The organism is Aquibacillus saliphilus (assembly GCF_020404745.1).
Taxonomy (GTDB): Bacteria; Bacillota; Bacilli; order Bacillales; family Amphibacillaceae; genus Aquibacillus; species Aquibacillus saliphilus.
This window is the reverse complement of record NZ_JAIZAP010000015.1, coordinates 49,574-73,467: the sequence shown is the minus strand read 5'-3', so window position 1 is coordinate 73,467 and position 23,894 is coordinate 49,574. Positions and strand designations below refer to the sequence as shown.

20 protein-coding genes are annotated in these 23,894 nt (G+C 36.1%); 12 read left to right on the top strand and 8 right to left on the bottom strand.

Features of this window, described 5'->3' with window-relative positions:
* Nucleotides 1-323: 323 nt before the first annotated feature.
* The 4 genes from LD272_RS15070 to LD272_RS15055 all read left to right on the top strand — a co-directional run bounded on the left by LD272_RS15070 (nucleotide 324) and on the right by LD272_RS15055 (nucleotide 2,834).
* Nucleotides 324-1,505, top strand: a complete 1,182-nt coding sequence (locus LD272_RS15070; protein WP_226037449.1) for an SEC-C metal-binding domain-containing protein — start codon at nucleotides 324-326, stop codon at nucleotides 1,503-1,505.
* A 42-nt stretch (nucleotides 1,506-1,547) separates the two neighbouring features.
* Nucleotides 1,548-2,297 carry an AAA family ATPase gene (locus LD272_RS15065; RefSeq protein WP_226037448.1) on the top strand — a complete coding sequence of 250 codons (750 nt, stop codon included), beginning with the start codon at nucleotides 1,548-1,550 and terminating at the stop codon, nucleotides 2,295-2,297.
* Between the two features lie 74 nt (nucleotides 2,298-2,371).
* A complete protein-coding gene (locus LD272_RS15060; RefSeq protein ID WP_226037447.1) occupies nucleotides 2,372-2,563 on the top strand; it encodes a YbxH family protein in 192 nt (63 codons plus the stop codon).
* A gap of 175 nt (nucleotides 2,564-2,738) precedes the next feature.
* A complete protein-coding gene (locus LD272_RS15055) occupies nucleotides 2,739-2,834 on the top strand; it encodes a putative holin-like toxin (RefSeq protein WP_226037446.1) in 96 nt (31 codons plus the stop codon).
* A gap of 428 nt (nucleotides 2,835-3,262) precedes the next feature.
* Here the strand turns inward: LD272_RS15055 and LD272_RS15050 are convergent, their stop codons facing one another.
* Nucleotides 3,263-3,445: a hypothetical protein gene (locus LD272_RS15050; RefSeq protein WP_226037445.1), complete on the bottom strand. Its 183-nt coding sequence runs from the start codon at nucleotides 3,443-3,445 to the stop codon at nucleotides 3,263-3,265.
* A 373-nt stretch (nucleotides 3,446-3,818) separates the two neighbouring features.
* On the opposite strand from LD272_RS15050, the gene LD272_RS15045 reads away from it, so the two are divergent.
* On the top strand, nucleotides 3,819-4,181 hold the full coding sequence (locus tag LD272_RS15045; RefSeq protein WP_226037444.1) for a hypothetical protein: 363 nt from the start codon (nucleotides 3,819-3,821) through the stop codon (nucleotides 4,179-4,181).
* 254 nt (nucleotides 4,182-4,435) lie between these two features.
* Here the strand turns inward: LD272_RS15045 and LD272_RS15040 are convergent, their stop codons facing one another.
* From LD272_RS15040 to LD272_RS15025, 4 genes are read right to left on the bottom strand one after another with little or no spacing between them, the layout of a single operon-like run.
* Nucleotides 4,436-5,245, bottom strand: a complete 810-nt coding sequence (locus tag LD272_RS15040; protein WP_226037443.1) for a carbohydrate ABC transporter permease — start codon at nucleotides 5,243-5,245, stop codon at nucleotides 4,436-4,438.
* Nucleotides 5,246-5,264: 19 nt separating this feature from the next.
* On the bottom strand, nucleotides 5,265-6,236 hold the full coding sequence (locus tag LD272_RS15035; protein ID WP_226037442.1) for a carbohydrate ABC transporter permease: 972 nt from the start codon (nucleotides 6,234-6,236) through the stop codon (nucleotides 5,265-5,267).
* 59 nt (nucleotides 6,237-6,295) lie between these two features.
* Nucleotides 6,296-7,630 carry a sugar ABC transporter substrate-binding protein gene (locus LD272_RS15030; protein ID WP_226037441.1) on the bottom strand — a complete coding sequence of 445 codons (1,335 nt, stop codon included), beginning with the start codon at nucleotides 7,628-7,630 and terminating at the stop codon, nucleotides 6,296-6,298.
* A 53-nt stretch (nucleotides 7,631-7,683) separates the two neighbouring features.
* Nucleotides 7,684-8,841 carry an ROK family transcriptional regulator gene (locus tag LD272_RS15025; RefSeq protein WP_369413991.1) on the bottom strand — a complete coding sequence of 386 codons (1,158 nt, stop codon included), beginning with the start codon at nucleotides 8,839-8,841 and terminating at the stop codon, nucleotides 7,684-7,686.
* Between the two features lie 256 nt (nucleotides 8,842-9,097).
* Here LD272_RS15025 and argH point away from each other — a divergent pair, with 256 nt between their 5' ends.
* Complete coding sequence (argH, locus tag LD272_RS15020) at nucleotides 9,098-10,504, top strand: argininosuccinate lyase (RefSeq protein WP_226037439.1); 1,407 nt, start codon at nucleotides 9,098-9,100, stop codon at nucleotides 10,502-10,504.
* 779 nt (nucleotides 10,505-11,283) lie between these two features.
* Nucleotides 11,284-13,821 (top strand): PIG-L family deacetylase, encoded by a 2,538-nt coding sequence (locus tag LD272_RS15015; protein ID WP_226037438.1) that lies wholly within the window; start codon nucleotides 11,284-11,286, stop codon nucleotides 13,819-13,821.
* A gap of 188 nt (nucleotides 13,822-14,009) precedes the next feature.
* Here LD272_RS15015 and LD272_RS15010 read toward each other — a convergent pair whose 3' ends face one another.
* Entirely contained in the window at nucleotides 14,010-14,648 is a 639-nt protein-coding gene (locus LD272_RS15010) for an O-methyltransferase (protein WP_226037437.1), read from the bottom strand.
* Between the two features lie 187 nt (nucleotides 14,649-14,835).
* On the opposite strand from LD272_RS15010, the gene LD272_RS15005 reads away from it, so the two are divergent.
* Nucleotides 14,836-15,537: an HAD family hydrolase gene (locus LD272_RS15005; protein ID WP_226037436.1), complete on the top strand. Its 702-nt coding sequence runs from the start codon at nucleotides 14,836-14,838 to the stop codon at nucleotides 15,535-15,537.
* A 129-nt stretch (nucleotides 15,538-15,666) separates the two neighbouring features.
* On the opposite strand, the gene LD272_RS15000 is transcribed toward LD272_RS15005, so the two are convergent.
* Nucleotides 15,667-16,392, bottom strand: a complete 726-nt coding sequence (locus tag LD272_RS15000; protein ID WP_226037435.1) for a phosphatase PAP2 family protein — start codon at nucleotides 16,390-16,392, stop codon at nucleotides 15,667-15,669.
* A 294-nt stretch (nucleotides 16,393-16,686) separates the two neighbouring features.
* Between LD272_RS15000 and LD272_RS14995 the strand changes: the two genes are divergently transcribed.
* The 3 genes from LD272_RS14995 (at nucleotide 16,687) to LD272_RS14985 (ending at nucleotide 20,956) form a co-directional block, all read left to right on the top strand.
* Entirely contained in the window at nucleotides 16,687-18,333 is a 1,647-nt protein-coding gene (locus LD272_RS14995) for an ABC1 kinase family protein (RefSeq protein WP_226037434.1), read from the top strand.
* Between the two features lie 198 nt (nucleotides 18,334-18,531).
* On the top strand, nucleotides 18,532-18,711 hold the full coding sequence (locus LD272_RS14990) for a hypothetical protein (RefSeq protein ID WP_226037433.1): 180 nt from the start codon (nucleotides 18,532-18,534) through the stop codon (nucleotides 18,709-18,711).
* 313 nt (nucleotides 18,712-19,024) lie between these two features.
* On the top strand, nucleotides 19,025-20,956 hold the full coding sequence (locus LD272_RS14985) for a fructose-1,6-bisphosphatase (protein WP_226037432.1): 1,932 nt from the start codon (nucleotides 19,025-19,027) through the stop codon (nucleotides 20,954-20,956).
* Nucleotides 20,957-20,994: 38 nt separating this feature from the next.
* On the opposite strand, the gene LD272_RS14980 is transcribed toward LD272_RS14985, so the two are convergent.
* The gene (locus LD272_RS14980; protein ID WP_226037431.1) at nucleotides 20,995-22,176 is read right to left on the bottom strand and encodes a DUF4317 domain-containing protein; all 1,182 of its coding nucleotides are present in this window, start codon (nucleotides 22,174-22,176) and stop codon (nucleotides 20,995-20,997) included.
* A 575-nt stretch (nucleotides 22,177-22,751) separates the two neighbouring features.
* Between LD272_RS14980 and mmgD the strand changes: the two genes are divergently transcribed.
* Complete coding sequence (gene mmgD, locus LD272_RS14975; RefSeq protein ID WP_226037430.1) at nucleotides 22,752-23,867, top strand: citrate synthase; 1,116 nt, start codon at nucleotides 22,752-22,754, stop codon at nucleotides 23,865-23,867.
* The last annotated feature ends 27 nt before the right edge of the window (nucleotides 23,868-23,894 follow it).

Below are 23,894 nucleotides of genomic sequence, written 5' to 3'. Positions count from 1 at the left end.
GGAATTCCAAGGGCATGCAATTGCTGAGCGTTGTTGCTTTTATTGACAGGCAAAAAATTAAAATCTATACTTATAATCGGAAAAGGAACCAAGTAAAGCGAACAACTCAGTACCTAACTACTGACCGTCTACATGTGAAGTTTATATTAAAATGAAGTAACCTCTACCATGGAATTAATATGGGCGGTTACTTCTTTAATTTGGATAGACGACAATTATAGTGCATTTCACTTATATTGAAATATTCTTGCGTTTCCTTGAAATAGGGGGACAAGGGACTGATGTGGTCCCGTATCCCAATGATAAAAAGTAGGGTGAATTAGATGATTAATGAAAAACTTAACAACGGGAATGACTGGATAACAGAACAAGCAGAGAAGCGGCATAAGAAGTTATGGAGTGAAATAACGATCCCTATCTCGCTTGAAGAAAGGTTGAGCACGTACACAAAATATGAATTAGACCTTATTAGAAAAAATTTAGATTTAAAAGGTGTTAGTGGTTTGAAAAAAGCTGATTTAATTAGCGTGCTACTTGAAAAAATACCTGAACATTTAGGGGCTATTTATCAAACTTGGGATAGTGAACGGTTAACATTTTTATTGAAAATAGTCGAAAGTGGTGGGAAAATCATGAACCCTTCATTGGGTCTAGACCAAATAGATTATTTTCGAATGACTGGACTGGTTTACACTGGAACCTACCAGGGTGAGAAAATAGTAGCTGTTCCTGATGAACTTGTTGTTCCAATTAAAGCCATGAAAAATGATTTGAATGTAAGAGCGACTGTAAAAAGGAACTCCGAGTGGCTAAAACTATCACACGGTCTGTTATACTATTATGGTACGTTAAGTAGCACACAGTTAATAGATATGATTGAAGCATACTCAAAAGAAGCAGTAGATATAAGAGAGTATTTCCGAGTGATTCATAATTCGAATGAATATATGGAGCACTTTCAAATTGATGTGCATGGATTTTCCAATCAAGCTGTAGTAAATCCAGAAACAGTCATTGAGGAGCATGAAAGGAGAAAGGATCTACCTTTTTACCCTTTCAGCAAGCAGCAACTCTTGGCAGCAGGTGATCCTGAGTTTATTGAAAAAAATAAAAGCTACCTCCAGTTGGTTAAATACCTTACACAAGCTTTTGAAATCAGTAAGGAAGCCGTAGATGAAATTGTCGAAGAGTGTGTATTTGACATTTTAAATGGGAGCGAACCTAACCATATTTTAGAGAATTTAAGTAATATATTTGAACTTGGCGGTTCAAAACAGGCGCAAGCATTAATGGACCGTGTCGTTTATTTGATGAATAATACGAGACAATGGAGACTTAAAGGCTATTCACCAAATGAGTTGGCTAAACAGGAAAGAAAATATCTGAACCCCTTGCAGGCAACTTCGCATAAGCATGACGAGCCTAATAAGACCGTAAAAGTGGGTAGAAATGAACCATGCCCATGCGGTAGTGGAAAGAAATATAAAAAATGCTGTGGGAGATAAGTGGTAGTAGACAGTACCATCCCAATATATAGGAGGAAATCAATGATTTTAAATCGTGATAATCAATATATTAGGGAAGTTTGTCTAAAAAGGGATCGGATATTTTCCTATGATACGTTTCCATTATCTCTTGCTATCATTCGACAGTTTAGGGATCTGACATTGCACCCCAATGTAACCTATATTATAGGAGAAAATGGAATGGGGAAGTCTACGTTGCTTGAGGGAATTGCCGTGGCATTAGGGTTTAACCCTGAGGGTGGCACACTAAACTTTAATTTCTCGAATTTTGATTCTCACTCCAATTTGGACGATTACTTAACATTAGTCAAAGGGGTGCACCGAGCAAAAGATAGTTTTTTCTTTCGGTCCGAAACTTTTTATAATGTTGCGACTAATATTGAGGATTTGGATAAGGAGCCAGGTGGAGGTAAGATAATCGATTCCTTTGGTGGGAAGTCACTTCATGAACAATCACATGGGGAATCTTTTTTTGCTGCCTTTAATGATCGTTTCAAAGGAAATGGTTTATACATCCTGGATGAGCCCGAAGCAGCACTATCACCTTTGAGACAATTATCCATGTTGGCTAGAATCAATGACCTAGTAAACCAAGGCTCTCAGTTTATTATATCTACTCATTCTCCAATCCTTATGGCATATCCACATGCCAAAATAGTTGAGTTAACAAATGACGGAATGCACGAGACTAAACTCGAAGATACCCAGCATTATTCGATTATGAAGCAGTTTTTCGAAGATAGAGAACGATTATTTCATCACCTTTTTTAAAAAGTAAGAAAGGCGCAGAAGATGAATAATTAATCTGCGCGATGCAATTACTAAAAGAAAAAAGGATGATGGTCTTGGGTGCAATTGATAGAAATGGATACAGGTTCGAACCGGAATATAGTGTAATTAATCAAAATGGCGCGGTTCATGTTTATGAGCAGGGGGACTTTAAAGAAGAATTGAAGTTTACATTTTCTGGTAAATACCCTGAAGCTAGTCAAATTGAAGAAATCGTTGAATCGTATTGTAAAGATCATAATATATAGAATTAAATTATTACTACCAGGTACCATTCATCGAGAATTGTCCAGACACGGTACTTGGTATTTTTCATTAAAAGGAACGTTTGTTCTTATTTAATTGGATGTATGATATAATCTAGTAAGATAATGTTCTTATAGGGAGAGGTCGGCTAAACCCCATCGAAAGGGGGTGATGCCTATGGGTATGTATGAGAGTTTTATGGTGTTAATTGGGTTTGGCACCTTCTTGATTGCATTACTCGCATTGGTCCTATCATTGATCAATAAAAAATAGACCTCCCTATTTACCCAACAAGTGACTAGGAGAGGTCTATTCGCAAAACGGATAGCCGATCCCTCTTGGGGAACCGCTTATCGATAGACCACAGTTACTAGCTGTGGTCTATTTAGTCTTATTCTAATCTTTATTAAATTATACCATAAATTAGTGGACAAATGAATAATGCTATGAGGAAGAAAGTACGCTAATTAATAAATAGTCGAATTGAATAACTTTCGAAGCGGTAGTATTCATCCGTAAAACAAGTGAGGGCTGTGCAGAATATGTATATCCTAACACCTGTAAAGGAAGAAAAAAGAGTCAAAGAGTTGTATTCGTAATGGTTTTCAATCGATACAATAGAGGAGTAAGTTACATATCGACACTAGGATAAACAAAATCGAGTATCAGTTTAAATTGACACTCGATTTTGTTTTGCTAATTTATTTTTTTGTGTATTCATCTTGGGTGAGAACGGTTCTATCTATATCTTCTAATTCACTATTGAAATATTCAACAATTATTGAGTTTTCTAATAGTTTGACTACTTTTCCATTAGTACCATTAAAATTAATTTTGTCGCCTGCCTCTACATTGTGCGTAAGTGTTTCTTTTTCATTTTCCATTTCCATCTTCCTTTCTCGTCCTATCCATTCAAAAGACTTATTGGTCTACTAAAAGATACTATTGTATCATAATGTTTTAACAATATCATTCCTCATGCAGAATGATGTTAAACATATAATGGAACTAAAGCGCTTTTCAGACTCACTGATTACCCTATTACAAGTCGAAATATGGATAACTAGTTTTGCTAAAGTAGAGGTTGGATATTACTCATAATTATTAAAATATATTAATTCTATTCGTAGTTCCCGACTGATAGAGTGGTCTAGATTCTGGAATAAAATTACAAAAATGTAATTTAATAAAGGATTATATCTGTTACCGTCGAAATATATATAAAGAAGTTATTTTAAGTGAATAGGAGGGAAAATAATGTTAAGAAAGAATTCAATAATTATATTATTAGCTACCATCGGTACACTATTTTTATTTTCGCCAGTAGCTAGTGCACATGAAGGTGATGATTGTGGCTGTGGGGAAGGGGTTCGTGAAATTACCGGGTCCGAAAAAAATAAAATCGTTGCCAATCTATTGAGTAGTGATGAATTCAAAGAAAAGAAAAAGGAATTGAAGAAGATTGGCTATCATTGGAACGGAGTTAATGAGGTAGAGGTGGAATTTTCTGAACCACTTAATGAAATTTTAATTGCAATTCCGTTTCTTAATCAAGACCGTTCAGAAAAATATTATTGGTTGTATGCATTTGGAGAATTTGTGGGTCCAGTTCCTAAATAACCAAGACTATAAAAATAGTACTGATTGATTACTCACACTGATTATTTTGAACATCAATAAAAAATAGACCTCCCTATTTACCCAACAAATTAACTAGGTGAGGTCTATCCCAACATGGATAGCCAATCCCTCTGGGGAACCGCTTATCAATAGACTGCAGTTTAATCAAATGAAATTCGACAGCTAATGTGTGCGCCTACGAAAAAAGATGTCTCAGAAAAAAACTCGAGATATGTTTTTTCTGAGACATCTTGCTATTTCATTCCGGTTAATGTTATTCCTTTAATAATGTGTCGTTGCAGAAGAATAAATACTAAAATCAAAGGTATGACGGAGATCGTTGCACCTGTCATAATTAAATGCCATTTTGATTCAGCTTCCCCTGAGGAGAAGAACGATAAACCAACTGGAAGTGTTCTCAGACTAGCTGATTCAATTACAATTAGTGGCCACAAGAACGCATTCCAGTTACTAAGGAATGTGAAAATGCCTAAAGCTGAAATTGCTGGCCAAACCTGTGGGACAGCTATTTTAAAGAAAATTGCATACTCATTCATACCATCAATTCGAGCTGCGTTTAACAAATCTTCTGGAATTTTTTCCATGAACTGTCTCATTAAAAATACCCCAAAACCAGTCATAAGACCTGGAAATAAAACGCCCCAATATGTATCTGCCCAGCCAAAATCAGAACTCATCATATACCATGGGATAATTAGCATTTCAGTTGGCACCATCAATGTACTTAATATCAGTATAAAAAGAACGGTACGACCAACAAATGAAAACTTAGCTATAATATATCCAACCAGTGTATCAAAGAATAAAACACTTATCGTAGTAATCAGAGCGATTATAATACTATTTAAAAACCATTTAATAAACATACTCTCTTCAATAATCTGAATATAATTAGCTAGGGTTGGTGATTCCGGGAAAATACTCAGGTTAAATATATCCATTGGAGCTTTAAAAGAAGTAGATAGCATCCAAACAAATGGGAAAATCATAACAACGGACCCAATTATTAAGAGTATGTATGGCCATATTTTTCCAATTTTCATCTCTCTTCAGCCTCCTTTGCTAATAATCAAATTTCTTAGTTAGAACTTTCATTTGGAATATTGTTAAAGCCATAATAAATAAAAATAGAATAACTGTAGCCGCTGAAGCAAGTCCCATATCAAACTGCTGGAATGCGAGTTGATAGATATACACAACAACTGAAAGTGTTGAGTTTAAAGGTCCACCAGATCCATCTACACTCATGTTAATTACTTGAGTGAAAGACACCTGAATAAATGTAATTGTTCCAATTACTGCAGAAAATACAATCGTTGGATTAAGTAATGGAAAAGTAACATGCCAAAATTTTTGCCAAGGTGTTGCTCCATCTATTTCAGAAGCCTCATAAAGCATATCTGGTATATTCTCTAAACCTGCTAGAAATAAAACCATCTGGAAACCAATTGCTTGCCAAATCATAGCGGCGATTATTACGTAAATTGCTTGATCTGGAGAATTCAAAAACGGTTGGGGTGGAATTCCTAAGTTCACAAGCACGTCATTGATAATGCCATTTCCCATTAGAATCCATTGAAATACCCAACTAATGGCTACGATACTAGTTACATATGGAATAAAGTAAATAACTCTAAATAGACCTACAAATCGGTTAATTTTATGCAAAAGTAGTGCAACAATTATCCCAAATAGTAGTTGGCCTACTACACCCAAAACGATATAGACTCCCGTATTCAGAAGTGATTTTATAAAAACTTCATCTTTAAAAAGTGTTAGGTAGTTTTCAAATCCTACAAAAGGCTGGGCCCCAGTAGATAAGAGGTTCCAATCTCTAAACCCTACGTTAAATGTGAATAAAGTTGGAATAATACGAATCCCAAAGTAAAAAAGAATAGGAAGCAATAGACAACTGTACACAAATAAGTATTTTTGTAATTTTTGACTACCACGAAATTTTTTTATAATTGACTTTTTATTTGGTCTTGGTGTGTATTCTGGGTCTTGTTTTAATGAATAATTTTGTTGTTCCATAATGCACCTCCTTTAATTAGGGGGATCAACATTTCTTTTGATCCCCCAAAACAACTATCTTATTTATCGCTCCAATATTCATCATATAGTTCCTGTGTAGATTCTACTAGCTGATTGAATGCATCCTCGGGTTCTGCGCCTTCCATTAGTACTCGGTTAGCTGCGTCGACAACAAGTTCACGCTCTTTTGCTTCATCAATAAAGAAGTGTGCATTTGCAAAAGGTAATGACTCAATAAACGGGCCATATATTTCGTCATCTACATATTTGTCCTGCATAGCAACTTCCTCTTTAGCTGGTAATTCTCCAGTAGCCTCTATCCATTGCTCCATAACGTCTTTAGTTGTTAAAAACTCTAGGAACTTGGTTGCAGCTTCTAATTTTTCCCCTTCAACACCATCTGTAATTCCATTTGTCCAGAAAGAAGAGTTTGTTGATTTAGCTTCTTTTCCTGGAAGGGGTGCAACTGCGTAATTCAAATCAGGTGCATCACTTTGAAGTGATCCGATTCGAAATGAGCCGTCAACATTCATAGCAGCTTTTCCTGTAATAAATGCTGTAACATCATCAGTGAAAAACCCTTGTTCAGAAGTTCCAAGATCTGTCGGGAAACTTAACCAGTATTTAAATGCTTCCAATCCTGCGGGGTCATCTCCCCAAACTACTTCTTTGCGATCTTCACCTAGTACTTGACCACCAGCTTGAATGGTCAGTCCATCTCTAAGCCATTGGTGTCCCTGTTGTGCAGGTTCCCATGCCATTCCTGACTGCTCTAAACGATCACCATCTGTTTTGGTTAACTGTACTGCATAGTCCTCTAATTCTTCCCAAGTCTCTGGAGGAGAATTTGGATCGAGTCCTGCTTCTTCAAAAAGATCTTTATTGTAAAATAAAGCAAGCGTTCTCACAGCTGTTGGAATGGTCCAATACTCACCATCCATTTTTGTTGCTTCTACTAATGGGAAGAACTCGTCTTCTATTTGCTCATGTGGAAAAGCGTCCTGCGGTAATGGTTGTAAATAACCTGCATCTACATAAGTTGGAACCCAACCATAGAATAGGTTAATTACATCTGGACCTTTTCCTGCTGGTACTTGTGTAGCAACCTGTTCATTATACTGATCGTAAGGAAAGTTCGTTTGTTTTACTTTAATACCAGGGTTTGCTTCCTCAAATTCTGCAATTAAATCATCCATTAACTTAACTTTAGAATCAAAAGAATATTGCCAGTATTCTAAGGTGATTTCATTTTCTTCTTCTGTTTCTACCGCTTCATCACCAGATTCTTCACTACCTTCTGTTTCGCTGCCTGCATTCTCCTCATCACCGGAACATGCAGCCAGTAATACCAACAACAAAACTCCTAATAAAGCTAATTGCCACTTTCTAACCATTTAATAACCCCCTACCTTTTATTTTAAAGGACCGAAGTCACTTTAATAAAATATTAAACTTTCAGTATAGATTCATGTTCTTTTAGTAGCAGGTAACCTGCTCCTAGTAAAGAAACATCTTCTACATTTGTAATGACAACTTCCGTTTGTATAGGTAGATGTTTTTCTATGATAGTAGTTAACTTGGATAAATAAGCGTTCATAGATTTGGAAATTCCACCACCTAGCACAATCAATCCCGGGTTAATAATAGAAATTACATTAATAAGTGCAAAGGCTAGATGGGAGAGGGACTCATTTATTATTTCAAGTGCATCTTCATCACCTTCATTTGCCATTTGAAAAATTCTTTTAGCTGAAAAATCTGTTGTATTATTGTTGCTCTCTCCTAAGTGATTCAACATTCTTTTCGTTATAGATGGACCACCAACATGGCTATCTAAAAAACCATAACCAGTAAATGTTTGATCATAGCTCTTTTCAGCGGTCTCTTTATCGGTGATCATATAGCCAATCTCACCTGCAGCGTAAGAGGAACCCCTATAAAGTTCTCCATTAATGATAAGTCCGCATCCAATCCCTGTACCAAGTGTTATCATTAAAAAGTTTCTATTTAATTCGCCTGTACCTTTCCACTGTTCTCCGAGCGCCGCAACGTTTACATCATTATCAATATAAACAGGGCAGGGGAGAAGACTTTCAAGTTCCATTTTTAGAGGCTTGTTTTTCCAACGGAGACTTGGTGCGTCAACAACAATTCCATTTTCAACGTCAGTAATCCCCGGAACTCCTACACCGATGCCATAGATTTTGCTACTATCAATGTCTATTTTCTCTAGTAATTCATTAACAGTAGCGGCAATTACAGTAACGATATTATGATCTATATGCTTTTGTGTATCTAAGTCCGTTTTGTCTATAATAGTGCCAAATAAATTCATAACTGCTATTTCAATCGAAGTTCCGCCTATATCGATTCCAATGATATAGTAGGCATCTTGATTAAAATATACATGGTATGGTTTTCTTCCACCAGATGAACTTGCTCGTTCACTTTCTTTTTCTTGAACCCAACCTTGCTCTAAAAGTTCATCGACAATGTTAGATATGGTGGGTTTACTTATTTGTAATGCTTTTGCAATGTCGGAACGGGAATGGCCATGGTTTTTTTTTATATAATGCAATACCCTTTTTCTGTTTGAGTGTTTGATTGAATTGAAATCAACTTGAATTTCACGGCGGGTAGTAATGGTTCTTCACTCCACTTCTGTTTGGAAATTAATTTTCGTTAGTATGTAAGTTAACTTTACTTATTAATTAATTTTCATAGTACTATGAAAATTCAAACATGTCAACGCTATCATTTTTTATTATTTTGAATCTTTTGAATGCTTCTTTACAAATGTAAATGCTTCCATGTAGAATGTTAGTAAGTAAACATTACTAACAAAGAGGTGGTCCTATTAAATGGATGAAATGAAGGAACATTTTCAAGCATTGGAGGGAGTAGAGTTTCCCGGAAAAACATATGTCGATGAACTATTGAAACCAGTATTCGATGATCAAAAAGAGCATTTATTTGAGGCAATGTTCAAAATTCATAGAGCGCACACTACGATGCTGACTGAACAAGGGATTCTTACTCACGAAGAAGGTACTAAAATTCTAGAAGGCGTTAGTCAAGTAGAGGGTCTAGATAAAAGTGAATTACATTATTCTGCTGAATACGAAGACTTTTTCTTTCTAGTAGAATCAAAAATTGGGGATCGTATTGGTGCTGAATTAGCAGGGAAGATGCATATCGCAAAAAGTAGAAATGATATGGGAGAAGCGATGTATCGAATTGTCATTAGAGAATATATTTTGAAAGCAATAGCTAATGCAGAACAATTAAATGAAGCAATCCTTTGTCAAGCGGAACAGCATGTTGAATCAATTATGCCTGCTCATACACATACACAACCAGCTCAACCAACAACATTTGGCCATTACCTTGTCGCAATCTATGATAATTTAGCTCGAGATATTGAAAGATTGAAACAAGCATATCGAACAGTCAATCAATCTCCAATGGGAGCGGCTGCAATTACGACTACCGGTTTTCCTATTAACCGGGAACGAATGGTAGAACTGTTGGAATTTGACGGGTTAGTTGAAAATTCTTATGATGCAATTGGTGCGGGTGATTACTTAATAGAAGCAGCTCAATCTCTGATAAGTCTAATGACGAATATGGGTAGATGGCTTCAAGAATTTTTACGCATGGCATCAAAAGAGGTCGGTTTAATTAAGGTATCAGATGCATATGTTCAGATTAGCAGTATCATGCCTCAAAAAAGAAATCCCGTTTCGATAGAGCATTCACGTGCTATCGCAAGTAGTGCTGCTGCAGAGGGAATGGCAGTTGTTCATATGATTCATAACACGCCTTATGGAGATATAAATGATACCGAAGATGATTTACAACCCCACTTATTTGAGGGATACAAAAAGGCGATAAGAGTGTTACGAATAATGCACGCTGTTATTCTTACAATGGACTTTAATAAGGGCCGAGCTTATCAACAAGCAAGAGAGAATATGATTACAATAACTGAACTTGCAGATGTACTAGCACGTGATTATGGTGTTTCTTTCAGAAAAGCGCATGGGAAAGCTAGCATTATAGCAAAGAGAACAGATGCAGAATCGAAAGAATTGTATGAAATTCCGGTAACGACAGTCAATCAGTGGTTGGGTGATGTTAAGCTGGAAAATGAGGATTGGCAAGCGATTACCGATCCAAAATTATTTGTAGAAAGAAGAAAAATTACTGGTGGACCAAATCCTGACGTAGTTAGAGGAATGATTAAAAAGAGGAATAAAACGAGCTAGAATCTATTCCTCAAACAGATTATCTGAAAGCGTAACTCAGGCATGTAGATAAGGATTTTAGTCAAGCGCACATAAGTTTAACCATATAATCGATTTATTTGGCAGATGCGATTAGATTTTCTAAGGAAAATCCAATCGCGTCTGCTTTATTTGTTTTTAGTCATATGTTTGATTATTCGTTTACTATAGCCATTGTTGTAGCATTCTTTACAGCTGGACTTTTTTCTCGAAATCGAATTCTACTTGTTACTAGCAGATTTTTAATTGAATTCGAAGTGGCAACTATTTATCGCATCTTAAAAAATTGGTGTGCAGACAATGATTCATTTTAACTGTTATTTCAGTTTTTTGGACACATTTATCTCCAAAATTGGTAAAGGATAAGAACATGTACCTATTTTATCAACATTAAATTGCGAAAGGGGAATTGGATTTTAATTATATTCTATGAAAGCGTTACCTTTTAACTAAAAATAGACTATATGTAATAAACTAATAGTAAATGCTAGCATACAGAATTTATATTGCTTATTTGAGGTATTAAGGATGTATAATCCATTATTTCGACGATTGTAAATTCAGATTATTGTGAATAAAATGAAATTAGGTCAGCTAGACATGTATAGTTGATTAGGTAATATTACTAACCAACCTAGAATTGCACAGAAAGATTCCCATTATATTATCAGTCCGAAACACATTGGAGGTGAGAATCTTATAATTTTGACTCAATGTTTTCATATGGACAGAGTTTAAAATTTAAAAAGGGAGAAATGTTCATGTTTAAAAAAGGTGAAAAGGGATTTAAATTACTTTTAGCATCCGTTCTAGCAATACCGCTTTTTATTCCGGCTGTAACTTTTGGGGAAGAAACAGAAAGTGCATCAGAGTATGATCAACAACTTTGGAGTGCTGTAAAGCCTTTAAGTACTATAACAAGTTTTTTAAATACTGGAGCACACCCAGATGATGAACGTAGTCATCTATTGTCCTATTTATCAAGAGGGCTTGGTGTTAATACAGCCAGTATAATAGCGAACCGTGGTGAAGGTGGCCAAAATGAAATTGGTGGGGAACTCGGGGATGGACTTGGTATTATTCGTTCACGTGAAATGATTGAGGCATCCGAAATAACAGGAGTTAAAGTCTTTCACTTGAGTGAAATTACTAGTGATCCTATCTACGATTTTGGTTTTTCAAAATCACCAGATGATACTCTTAACATTTGGGGAGAAGAAGTTACCTATGAACGTTTGATTAAAAAAATTCGTGAGTATCAGCCAGATATCGTAATGCCGTCTTTCAGAGATGTTGAGAGCCAACATGGACATCATCGTGCAATCAATCAACTTAGCAAACGTGCATTTGACGATGCCGCAAATCCGGAAATATTCCCTGAACATTTAGAAGAAGGGATACAACCATGGCAAATTAAGAAACTGTATTTGCCTGCTGCTTCAACTGAAGATGCTACGATTGGAATTGAAATTGGAGAATTTGATGAAGTGTACGGAATGACTTATCCACAATTGGGAGAAGAATCAAGATATCTTCATAAGAGCCAAGGAATGGGTAATGACATTGAACCTGGATCGAGAATTGAACACTTGGAGTTAATCCAGTCGTCGGTTGGTGACATTCCTGAACAGGAAGATTCGATATTTGAAGGTCTTAGTTATGATTTTAATGAGTATGCTAACACATTAACTAAGTCTGGTAATAGTGTTAAAAATGATCTTAAGAAGCTCCAAAACGAATTAGATGATGTTATTGAGGCATACCCAACATCTGAAAATGTATTAACCGAGTCGCACGAGGCTCTTAAACAACTAAGAAAAACATTGAACAAAACTGAAAATGTGAAACTTGATGATCTTGATCGAAACGATTTGCTACATCGATTAGAAGTGAAAGAGGATCAATTAAAGCAAGTAAGTAAGGTCGCTTCTAAATTAGATGTTAAGACAAGTGTTGAAAATCGAGTTTTAGCTCAAGGCGGACAAACTAGTGTACTTGTAGATGTTGTAAATAACGGTAGCGAAACCATTGACGATGTAGTGGTAGAGTTAAATGTTCCTAACAGCTGGTCGGTTGAAGGTGATTTTAATCAAGAGAGCCTAAAACCTGGTGATCATGCCACTATTGAATTTCAAGTAACTGTTGCAGAAGATGCTGAGTATTATAATCCTTATGATGAAGATGTACTTTCCACAGAAGTAACGTATGAGGTAGGAAAACAAAAGGCATCTGTTGATTTTTTTACTAATGAAACAACAGCGGTTCTCCCTCAAGTTAGTTTAAAGGCGAATCCTGAATCATTAGCAATCAATACGGCTCAAGAAAGAGAAGAGATCACTGTTGATGTAACAGTGACAAATTACACCCAGTCTTCTTTAACCACTGATGTCTCGCTTCAAACCCCAGAAGGTTGGGCTAGTATAGAGAGTAAGACAATTTCATTCGATGATGAAGAAACCGAAAAAGATGTATCCTTTTCTGTAACTCCGCCTGATGAACTTGTTGATAATGAGGCATTTGAGCTAACGCCAACTGCTACCATTGATGGTAAGGAGATGTCAACTAGTGTTCAAGAAATATCCTATGACCATATTGGTACATTCTATTATTTAAATAGTTCTAGTATAGAAGGGATGGCTTTTAATCTACAGTTTGATCAAGACCTGAATGTTGGTTATGTTGAATCAGGATTTGATTTCGTTGCAGATAATTTAGCTGAGGTCGGTATGAATATAACAAAAATTCAAGATTTTGCGACGGAAGACCTTTCCAAGTACGATACAATTGTGGTAGGAATTCGTGCTTACCTATCTCGTTCAGATTTACTTGAAAATAACGATAGACTATTAGAGTATGTTGAACAAGGTGGTAATGCTGTAGTGCAATACCATAAACCTTGGGATAATTGGAATCCAGAAACGACTGCTCCATTTGATTTGACACTTGGGCAACCATCCATTGAATGGAGAGTAACGGATGAAAATTCAGAATATGAAATTCTTCAATCAGAGCATACCTTATTAAATCAACCAAACGAAATCACAGATACTGATTGGAATGGTTGGATACAAGATAGAGCTTTGTATTATCCAATGGATTGGGCTGATAACTATGAAACCATAGTAAATATGACTGATCTAGATGGTGATACATTTGATGGTGGTATCCTAGTCACTGATTATGGTGAAGGATCATATATTTATACTAACTTAGTATGGTACCGTCAAATCCAAGGTCTTGTACCTGGAGGATATCGTATTTTTACAAACTTAATAAGTTACGAAGGTTCACAGAATTAAATTTAAAAACCAAAAGAGCTGTCGGGATCTCCCGGTAGTTCTTTTGGTTTTATTTCTCAATGGCCTAGAGTGGGAATGTTAACTGGTATGTTGATCACAACAAATGGATTATATTCACTCCTCGGTTTGCCAAATGAAATTTGTCTATCGTTTCTAAACAGTTAGTAAATCTACTTTAGGAAGTGATTTTATTTTTTTACAATGGAGAATGTCATTCCATCGCCAATTGGAATGAGCAGTGAGTCTAGTTGTGGGTGATTAGCCACAGTCTCATTGAATTTTTTCATAACTTCTGTATAACGTTTCGTTTTAACCTCTTGATCTACTACACTACCACCCGCAAGAACGTTATCCGTAACGATAAGGGCTCCCTGTTCGGCTAATTGAATACAGTAGGTGAGGTAATTTTCATAATTATCTTTGTCAGCATCGATAAAGAAAAAATCAAATCGCTTTTTATCACTAACTAGTTTTTCTAGACTTCCTATGGCAGGCCCAGTTATATAGTTAACTTGACTACCAAATCCAGCTTTAGCTAAATTGCTATCTGCTAATTTTGCATACTTTTCTTCTAACTCAAGAGAAGTTAGTTTTCCTTTACTACCAAACCCTCTAGCAAGAAAAATTCCACTATAGCCTCCAAGTGCTCCGATTTCTAGGACGTTTTTAGCTCCTGAAATAGATACAAGCATAGTAAGTAGTTTTCCAGAAGAAGGAGATACCGATATAGTTGGCATTCCATTTTCTTTTATGGATGAAAGGACTTCCTCTAACAAATCATCCTGGTTATTAAATACGGAATCAATATAACTGTTCGTTTGATTCATTCCTTCTGCTCCTTTCGAAATGCGTTTTTGAAATTAACACCCTTCTTTTATTATACAAGAAAAACATTATTTTTTAAAAATTTAGACAACTATATCGTATTTGAAAAGTACTAAAGATTTTAATCTGGTGAATGCTCTAAAGTATTAAAAAGTGATATGATTAATGTTAGGTTAGGGGGAGATTCGATTGGATACGATAATTTTTGATGTAGATGACACGTTATATGATCAAGCACAATCCTTCCATCTTACATTTAAGAAACTGTTTAATGAACAGTTAACAGATGAAGAACTTGATCAATTGTATAGAACTAGTAGGAAATATAGTGAGATTTTGTTTGACAAAAGTGAAGCTGGTGAAATCTCGCAATTTGAATGGCAGACAGGGAGAATAATTGCTGCTTGTGAAGACTTTGGCATTCCGATTGATATCGAGAAGGCAGTTAAGTTTCATGAAGTATACGTTTTTGAACAGCAAAATATAACGTTGTTTGATGACGTGAAGCAACTACTTGATAAGCTTTATCAAGACGGGAATCAATTGGCAATTCTCACTAATGGCGAGGAGGATCACCAGTCTAAGAAAATTAGGCAATTAGATCTTGCTAAATGGATACCTAAAGAAAACATCTTCATTTCTGGCAGCATCGGTCATGCTAAACCTAAAAGAGAAGTTTTTGATTTTATTGATGATAAACTGGGATTAAATGGAACAAAAACGGTTTATGTCGGCGACTCTTTTGAAAAGGATGTTGTTGGAGCAAAACAAGTAGGATGGCAGGCAATCTGGATGAATCATCGTAGAAGAAATGTACCGAACAATGCTGATTTTGTACCAGATGAAGAAGTGCACAGTGCAAAAGAACTATTAGAGCTTTTTGTTAAATAGGATTATTTCTTCAAGAAAACATGAGTGGCTGATGCTGCTTGTGTTTTTTTGTGCGAAAAATTCAGGTTCTGTTGAAGAGACTCCTACGTGAAGGCTATTCCGCCAAACTGATTGCTTAAGAATTAATCATTAATTATCACGAAACCTGCGAATAAAGAATCGCTGGATGGCGCGAAATGGACGGATAGGATATTTGGTGCGCCATTCAGACCATTCTAAGGCCAAAATACAAAGCGTCATCCATACGGTACCAGCTAAATAGCCTGCAAGTACATCGCTTGGAAAGTGTGCACCTAGATAAACTCTACTGATTCCGATAAGAAATATAAGAATAATGGATAGAATCGCGAAACTCCATTTTACCGCTTTTGACCACTTGCTCCGTGCGACAAAATAAATCGCAAACCCATAAAAAATGAGAGAACCCATCGAGTGGCCACTTGGAAAACTATAGCCAATTGCATCAATTTCAGGGTTAATCGAAGGTCTTTCCCGGTTGTAATAATGCTTCAATACTTTGCTAATCGTCCCACCTCCAGCAACCGCCACAATAAAAGTAGTAATTCCCCATTTATCTTTTGCCGCAAACCAGAGGATGAGAATAACCAAAATAGAAAGTGTTGTCAAAAACCAAACAGAGCCAAGTTCTGTAATAACAATCATTAGTTGATCTAAGGTATCTGTTTCAATCGTTTTCAATAGATCAATAATAGCCGAGTCAAACGTTCTAATCTCTCTTGCCAGCAAGTCTTCGCCTATTTCTACAAAAATAAAGGTAAAAAAACTAATGATGCCTAGTCCGATAAGCAGGACGATGATCGGAAGACTTAACTTTTTGATAAGCTGCTTGTCCATTTTCCCACTCCTAAAACTTCAGGTCTAATCCATCGTACCAGAGATTGGCCAGTCACATTTTACCCTGATGAAAAACCTTTTATACTTGAGTGAACGGGTGGGATGCCAATGTACAAATGTCCCAAAGTTTTAAAATAACAATGACGGGAAAATAAAACTGTAGACGAAAGTGAATGGATTATAAAACAGAAGAAACACAATTGGTTTAATTACCATGTGCTTCCTTCTCGTTTTCCTTAGTGAGAAAATGGAAGAATTAGTTTTTAAGGAAAGCTAGGATAGGTGGTGTCGTAATTGATCTATAATTCCGTTTATCGGATGTGGATAATCTTAACTATGACTGGGAAATTTTTAATTCAAATTCATTGGTTTCATTTGATTCATCGTCATTGGGACAGGGAAACGAAAGAAAAGTGGAATAGTCTGTTAATCAAGCAAGCCAAAGAATACCGGAGAGTGTCGGTAAAGCTCGGAGGTTTGTTAATTAAGTTTGGCCAATTTTTAAGTACACGCAAAGATCTACTTCCACAAGCGTTTATTAAACAACTCCAAGGATTGACAGACAAGGTCAGTCCCATTCCCTTTGCCTATTCAAAAAAAATCATTGAAGAAGAATGGGAAGGGGAAATAAATGACTATATAAAGGAACTGGATGAAAAACCGGTTGCATCTGCCTCAATAGGAGAAGTGTATCACGGCGTTTTGAAGGATGGAACGAGTGTTGCTGTCAAAGTCCAGCGTTACCGAGTAGAAGAAATTTTTCATATGGATTTTCGGGCGTTACGTATAGTATTTTGGCTATTGGCACGTTTTACTTCTTTTGGAAAAAAAGCTGACCTTAAAGCGTTACATAAGGAAATAATCTTCATTATGAGTAAGGAACTCGACTTTAGCAAGGAATTGAAGTATGCAAGGCATTTTGAAAAAAGGTTCAAAGAGAACAAAAGTGTTTCTGTACCTACCTATTATGACAGTCTATCTACGTCTAGAGTGTTGGTGATGGAGTGGATTAAAGGGGCAAAAGCAGATGATTTATCTTTTATCGAATCGAATCAGATTGACAGAAAGCAAGTAGCTAAAACATTATTTCATTTGTATGTTGATCAATTTATTAATCCAGGTTTCTTTCATGCCGATCCCCATGCCGCTAACATTATTTTACGTAAGGACGGGTCGGTTGTAATCATTGATTTTGGGATGATTGGTGAAATCACAAAAGTGGATAGTCGCCATTTACGAAATATTGTCCATGGAGTTATTTTGGATGACTATGAAAGAGTAATCCACTCTTTGCAATCAATGGATTTTGTTCTTGAGCATGCGGATAATGAAAAAATATCTCAAGTACTGAGAAATACACTTAACATGTACAAAGGTGATTCAAGTCCTATGGATGGGGATGCGATGGATCAGGTGATGGAAGATATTCAATTTTTCGTAAATGAACAGCCGATTCAGCTGCCTGCAGACTATGCATTTTTAGGGAGAGCTGCCTCGATAATACTAGGAGTTCTAACATCAGTCTATCCGGAAATTGATGTGGAGGAGTGGGGCCGTCCTGTCGTAAAGAAATGGGCATCCGGTGAGAATGGAAAAGGTTCCGTATATACGGAGGTATTTAAGGAATCGACCAAACCGTTTCTTTCGATGCCGCGACAGTTAGCTGATTGGCTTAATGATGGTGAAAAGGATAGAGAGTGGGAGAAGAACAAGCAAAGGTACAAATTCATGCATCATTTTTACCTGTTCTATGCGTCAATCAGTTTTTTCTTAATAGTTACAAGTGGTTCTATGCTGGTAATTGGTCATTTCTTAGAATCAGACATATTTTTCAACATTGGTGCTATCACTGCTACTATTTTCTTGTTGGTTTTATTAGTGTTAGTCAAAAAACATAGTAAGATGATTCGTTCACTAGAAAATAACAGGAGATTTTGGTAATGAGTGATTTGTTACTTAATCATTCTTAGGTTAGAAGAGTTCAGAGTTAACCCCAATAGCACATCTTATTAGTGTCAGGTAGTTGTAAGAAGGAATGTTACCTGGCACTTTTTCTATTTAAATTATGTTGAAAGCGGTTACTTTGTGTGGTAATATAGTTTTATAACTTATTAATGTTAAAAAGGGAGATACCTCATCATGAAACAATACATCTTTGTTGTAAATAAACCTAAACAACCTGATCCAAAAGAAATTAGGATTGACGCTACAGGTATGCTAGATGCATTTAATCAGGCGAAAGAACTTCATTTAAAGGCTATGAATGAAACGAAATCTAAGATTGATATAAAGTTTAAAGGAACTGTATATTCCAAGTAGCGCTCAGGGGTCAAACCCAGAAAAGGGAACTGTCTGATACTGATGACGGTTCAAAATGAATTTTAAATTAATCGTATAAAAAAAGAACGTAGAAGGAGGGACATTGTTTCCTTTCTTCTACGTTTTGTCGTTGCAGGGACAGCGCGGACCTCATGATAGCAGTCTTTCGTAGCGGACAGTGCCTCTGTCCCCATGTTGCTCTGACTCTATGATAAAATGTAGTAGAAAAATAGAGTGGTAGAATGGTTGATACCTACTAATAGTAATCTTTCAGGTATAAAAATAGTGATAAGTTTTGAAAGGGGATGCAATTTTGGATACAAAATACTTAGATCTACTGGCTAAAAGATTTGATAGTGAAGAAAAAGTAGTAACCGAAATTATTAACCTTGAAGCCATTCTCAACTTGCCAAAGGGTACAGAGCACTTTGTCAGCGATTTACACGGGGAATACCAAGCCTTTCAACACGTACTCAGAAATGGTTCAGGCAGAGTGAAAGAGAAAATAAGAGACCTTTTTAAAGATAAATGGTCTGAAAAAGAGATCAATGAATTTGCTACATTAGTTTATTATCCAAAAGAGAAGTTACAGTTAAAGAGAAATGATTTTGACAATGAGGAAGAATTACACCAATGGTACACAGAAATCATTGAGCATATGATTGAGCTTATTTCTTATGCTTCTTCCAAATATACACGTTCGAAATTACGGAAAACATTGCCTAGTCAATTTGTTTATATTATAGAAGAACTGCTCTACAAAACGGATGAATTCACAAATAAGAAACACTACTATACAAAAATTATCCAACAAATTATTTCCCTTGGTCAGGCTGAGAAACTGATTATAGGTCTTGCTTATACCACTCAAAAATTGGTTGTTGACCATCTGCATGTAGTCGGGGATATTTATGACCGGGGTCCCGAACCAGATAAAATTATGGATACATTAATCAATTATCATTCTGTTGATATTCAGTGGGGAAACCATGATGTACTATGGCTAGGGGCATTTGCTGGATCTAAGGTTTGTCTCGCTAATATTATTCGAATCAGTGCCAGGTACGACAATTTGGATATTATAGAAGATGTCTACGGGATAAATCTTAGACCACTTCTTAATCTTGCGGAGAAATACTATGATGACAATCCTGCCTTTCGACCAAAGACAGATTCCGATGATAAACTATCTGATCAAGAACGAACGCAAATCACGAAAATTCATCAAGCGATTGCAATGATTCAGTTCAAACTTGAAAGTCCTATTATAAAGAGACGTCCGTACTTTGACATGTCAGAAAGGCTTTTGCTTGAGAAAATGGATTATGATAAAAACGAAATAACTATTTACGGGAAAACTTATCCGTTAGAAAATAGTTGCTTTGCGACAGTTAATCGAGAAAAACCAGATCAATTATTAGAGGAAGAAGAACAAGTGATGGATAAACTGTTATTTTCTGTCCAGCAATCAGAAAAGTTGGCCAGACATATGAAGTTTTTAATGAAGAAAGGTAGCCTTTATTTAAAGTATAACGGAAATTTATTAATTCACGGGTGTATTCCTTTAGATGAAAAAGGGAACATGGAAAAAATGGTTATTGAAAATAAATCCTATGCAGGTCGCAATTTACTTGATGTTTTTGAATATTATTTACGACATGCTTTTGCTCATCCTGAACAAACAGATGATCTTGCGACAGATATGGTCTGGTATTTATGGTCCGGGGAATATTCATCGCTCTTTGGGAAAAGAGAAATGACGACTTTTGAAAGGTATTTCATTAAGGATAAACAGTCACACAAAGAAATAAAGAACCGATACTATCATTTACGTGAAAATGAAGAAACTTGCCGCAAGATTTTAATGGAATTTGACTTAGATCCTGATCAAGGTCATATTATAAATGGCCATACACCAGTGAAAGAAATTGACGGAGAAAATCCTATTAAAGCTAATGGAAAGATGATTGTCATTGATGGAGGATTCTCTAAGGCCTATCAATCAACAACAGGAATTGCTGGGTACACTCTATTATTTAATTCTTATGGTATGCAACTTGTCGCGCATAAAAAGTTTAATTCAAAAGAGGAAGTTTTACGAAATGGAACCGATGTCTTATCAGTAAAAAGATTGGTAGATAAAGAACTAGAGAGAAAAAAGGTACTAGAAACGAATATTGGAGAGGAATTATTACAAGAAGTCTGTATGCTGAACAGTTTAATGGAATATCGCTATATGAAGTGATGATGAGACAAGGGGGAACCTGTCCCCCTTGTCTCATTCTAACTATTACTGCTACTGCCATTAAATGCTTCTGGAATCATTGTGAATCCTTCAATAACGGTATCTTCTTCTACTTCGATCATAATGCAAAGCTTACCGTTGAAATTAATTTGTTTTACATATCTTAAATCTTCTGGGCTAAGAGAAATGTTAGCCACTTTCGTGTTGATTTTAATTGATTTCGATTTATATTTTGGTAGGATGCTACTTGCTTTTAGTTCATATTTTTCGTCATCGACAACTTTTTGGAAAGCTGATTCTACTTTTTCTGTATTAACATCTTCAACTCCACTCATTTTTAACACACGTTCTACGTCTTTGTAATCTAATTTTGGTGCTTCTTGCTCTTCATTTTCTTCAATGACGCGGTTAATTTCTTCATACACATTGTGGAGTGTCGATGTGTTTAATTGATTGCTCGTTACATCCTTTACAATTTCCTCAAAAACGAATTTATCTTCTTTTGCAGTCAGCCTCTCTTCTGCATTTAGTACTTCCTCGATGAACTCGTGATCAGGTTCATGTGCTTTGCCAGATGAATAGAGGACGTGGTTGACATCGGCAGCATTATCCGTGAAACATGGAAATAGAAATCCTGCTAACGGGGCGTTGAGATTGATGACAGGATCTACCTTCACATTGTACTTAAATTCCCTCTCCACATAGTCAAACTGCAATTCCTTTTTTGGTTCTTCTGTTTTATTTATACTGCAAAGGATAAATGAATGGGAATAGACGGTATCTCGTTCGCTCTCCTCAGTTTCTTGACTTTTGCGTTTCATTGGCTTTAAATATTCTGCTTTAATGAATGTGACGACAATATCCATTTCATATTGTTTGTCTTTAAGCATTTTATCTACGATGAGAAGCATTTGCTCTTTCCAGTCCTCAGCACTACCAAGCAACCCTCTATGTAGAATAAGCTGACTATTATTCTCAATATCAGACTGGAATTTTAACTCAAACAATTTTTCGTCCAATTGTCCTGTAAGTGATTTTTTGAAGTTATTTAGAAATAACTCTTGCTGATCTTCGTCTAACAACTCAAATGGTTGACTCTGATGATGATAAATTTCACTTGATTCTTTCATGATATAAACATTAAAAATAGTAGTAATTTTGAGTGATTCATTGCCTACTTTGAATTGATTTTTAATAGTTGCTACGTCTTTCTTGTTCATAGTTAGTCCCACTCCTAAGTTGTTAATCTATATTCATTCAACTATAAAATACTAGCATTACTACGTGGAGGGTAAACAGAGACTCTCGTTTTTAATTATTCTCCATCGTTTGAAACATCCTTTTATTTTAACATAATGTTTGACTGAATAACGTAATCTAACTTTACATTTTCTTAATTCAAACGAGTTGATCTGAGTTCTGATAAATCTAATTTGCGGGAGTGGTAATCAGGCCTTTTCACCAGATGGTATTGTCGGCGTGATAGAAAATCTGTTGCCATGTCTCTCTTTTGCTATGTCACGCTTAAGCAGGATTTATTCTGTTAAAAGTCGAAGTATCCATTAGGGAGGTGTTTCAGGTATAAAAACGCGCCCACATCTACGATAACTTCAATGATTCTACAGCACGTCAACTTCAGTATTATCACCATTCCCAATGCAATTTCACTTCATGAATAAACAGACATGGAAATGTGGTCATCCCAGGTTCTTTTGTAAGCAATAAATGTGTACAAATATAAATGTATCTCATGTAACTTTGATTTGCTTTTTATTAAAAAGGAGGGTGATTTTATATGTCTACAGAACAAACTTTTCGTCCTGGTCTTGAGGGTGTGATTGCATCTGAGACAGGTATTTCTTATTTGGATGTCGAAAGTGAACAAATAGTGATTCGTGGTTATGATTTAATTGAACTATCGAAAAAAGTCACGTATCTCGATTTAGTATTTCTTTTGATGAATGATCAATTACCAACGAAGGAGGAACGCGATCGCCTAGATCAAGAATTAAAGAATGAGTACCAGGTGCCAGACGAGCTGTTGTCTATTTTGAAAATGCTCCCCAAACAAACAGATTCGATGGATGCCTTGAGAACAGGGATATCGATACTCGCGGGGTTTGAAAATGAATTAGATGATTTGTCATTGGAAGCAAATCGTAGAAAAACAATTCGTTTGCTAGCGAAGGTTCCTTCTATTGTTGCTAACAGTTACCATGCTAAATTAAATACTCCAATCATCGCACCTAGAAGCGATTTATCATATAGTGCTAATTTCCTCTATATGATTACAGGGCATGTTCCGTCGCTGCTGGAAATGAAAGCGTTTGATCAAACGTTGATGGTGTACAGTGAGCACGAAATGCCCAATTCAACTTTTGCAGCGCGGGTAATTGCTTCGACGACATCTGATATCTACGGTGCACTGACGGGTTCTGTCGCATCGTTAAAGGGCAAATTGCACGGCGGGGCAAATGAAGCAGTGATGGAAATGCTTCTGGAAGCAAGAACTTTGGAAGGAATGGAAATGCTTATTAATCAAAAATTGAAAAACAAAGAAAGAATTATGGGGTTCGGCCATCGTGTTTATATGAAAAAGATGGATCCTCGCGCTGCTTTAATGAAAGAAGCATTACTAGAATTAACGAAAGAAAAGGGCAATAAAGAACTGTACGACATGTGTGTCATCGGGGAAGAAGTTATGAAGCGCGAAAAAGGACTTTATCCCAACCTTGATTACTATGCCGCGCCTGTTTATTATCTGCTCGGCATACCAATTAGTGTGTACACACCGATTTTTCTTGCGGCTCGAACGATAGGAGTTTGTGCTCACGTTATCGAGCAACATGCCAATAACCGATTGTTCAGACCACGTGTGAACTATACAGGACCAAGAAACTTACATCCATAAGCTATACAGGGAATTAATTAGTAAAAT

Bases quoted from the DNA above. Each gene is read 5' to 3' on its own strand.
- LD272_RS15070 (WP_226037449.1), top strand. From the start codon at position 324: ATGATTAATGAAAAACTTAACAACGGGAATGACTGGATAACAGAACAA.
- LD272_RS15065 (WP_226037448.1), top strand. From the start codon at position 1,548: ATGATTTTAAATCGTGATAATCAATATATTAGGGAAGTTTGTCTAAAA.
- LD272_RS15055 (WP_226037446.1), top strand. From the start codon at position 2,739: ATGGGTATGTATGAGAGTTTTATGGTGTTAATTGGGTTTGGCACCTTC.
- LD272_RS15050 (WP_226037445.1), bottom strand. From the start codon at position 3,445: ATGGAAAATGAAAAAGAAACACTTACGCACAATGTAGAGGCAGGCGAC.
- LD272_RS15045 (WP_226037444.1), top strand. From the start codon at position 3,819: ATGTTAAGAAAGAATTCAATAATTATATTATTAGCTACCATCGGTACA.
- LD272_RS15040 (WP_226037443.1), bottom strand. From the start codon at position 5,245: ATGAAAATTGGAAAAATATGGCCATACATACTCTTAATAATTGGGTCC.
- LD272_RS15035 (WP_226037442.1), bottom strand. From the start codon at position 6,236: ATGGAACAACAAAATTATTCATTAAAACAAGACCCAGAATACACACCA.
- LD272_RS15030 (WP_226037441.1), bottom strand. From the start codon at position 7,630: ATGGTTAGAAAGTGGCAATTAGCTTTATTAGGAGTTTTGTTGTTGGTA.
- argH (WP_226037439.1), top strand. From the start codon at position 9,098: ATGGATGAAATGAAGGAACATTTTCAAGCATTGGAGGGAGTAGAGTTT.
- LD272_RS15015 (WP_226037438.1), top strand. From the start codon at position 11,284: ATGTTTAAAAAAGGTGAAAAGGGATTTAAATTACTTTTAGCATCCGTT.
- LD272_RS15010 (WP_226037437.1), bottom strand. From the start codon at position 14,648: ATGAATCAAACGAACAGTTATATTGATTCCGTATTTAATAACCAGGAT.
- LD272_RS15000 (WP_226037435.1), bottom strand. From the start codon at position 16,392: ATGGACAAGCAGCTTATCAAAAAGTTAAGTCTTCCGATCATCGTCCTG.
- LD272_RS14990 (WP_226037433.1), top strand. From the start codon at position 18,532: ATGAAACAATACATCTTTGTTGTAAATAAACCTAAACAACCTGATCCA.
- LD272_RS14980 (WP_226037431.1), bottom strand. From the start codon at position 22,176: ATGAACAAGAAAGACGTAGCAACTATTAAAAATCAATTCAAAGTAGGC.
- mmgD (WP_226037430.1), top strand. From the start codon at position 22,752: ATGTCTACAGAACAAACTTTTCGTCCTGGTCTTGAGGGTGTGATTGCA.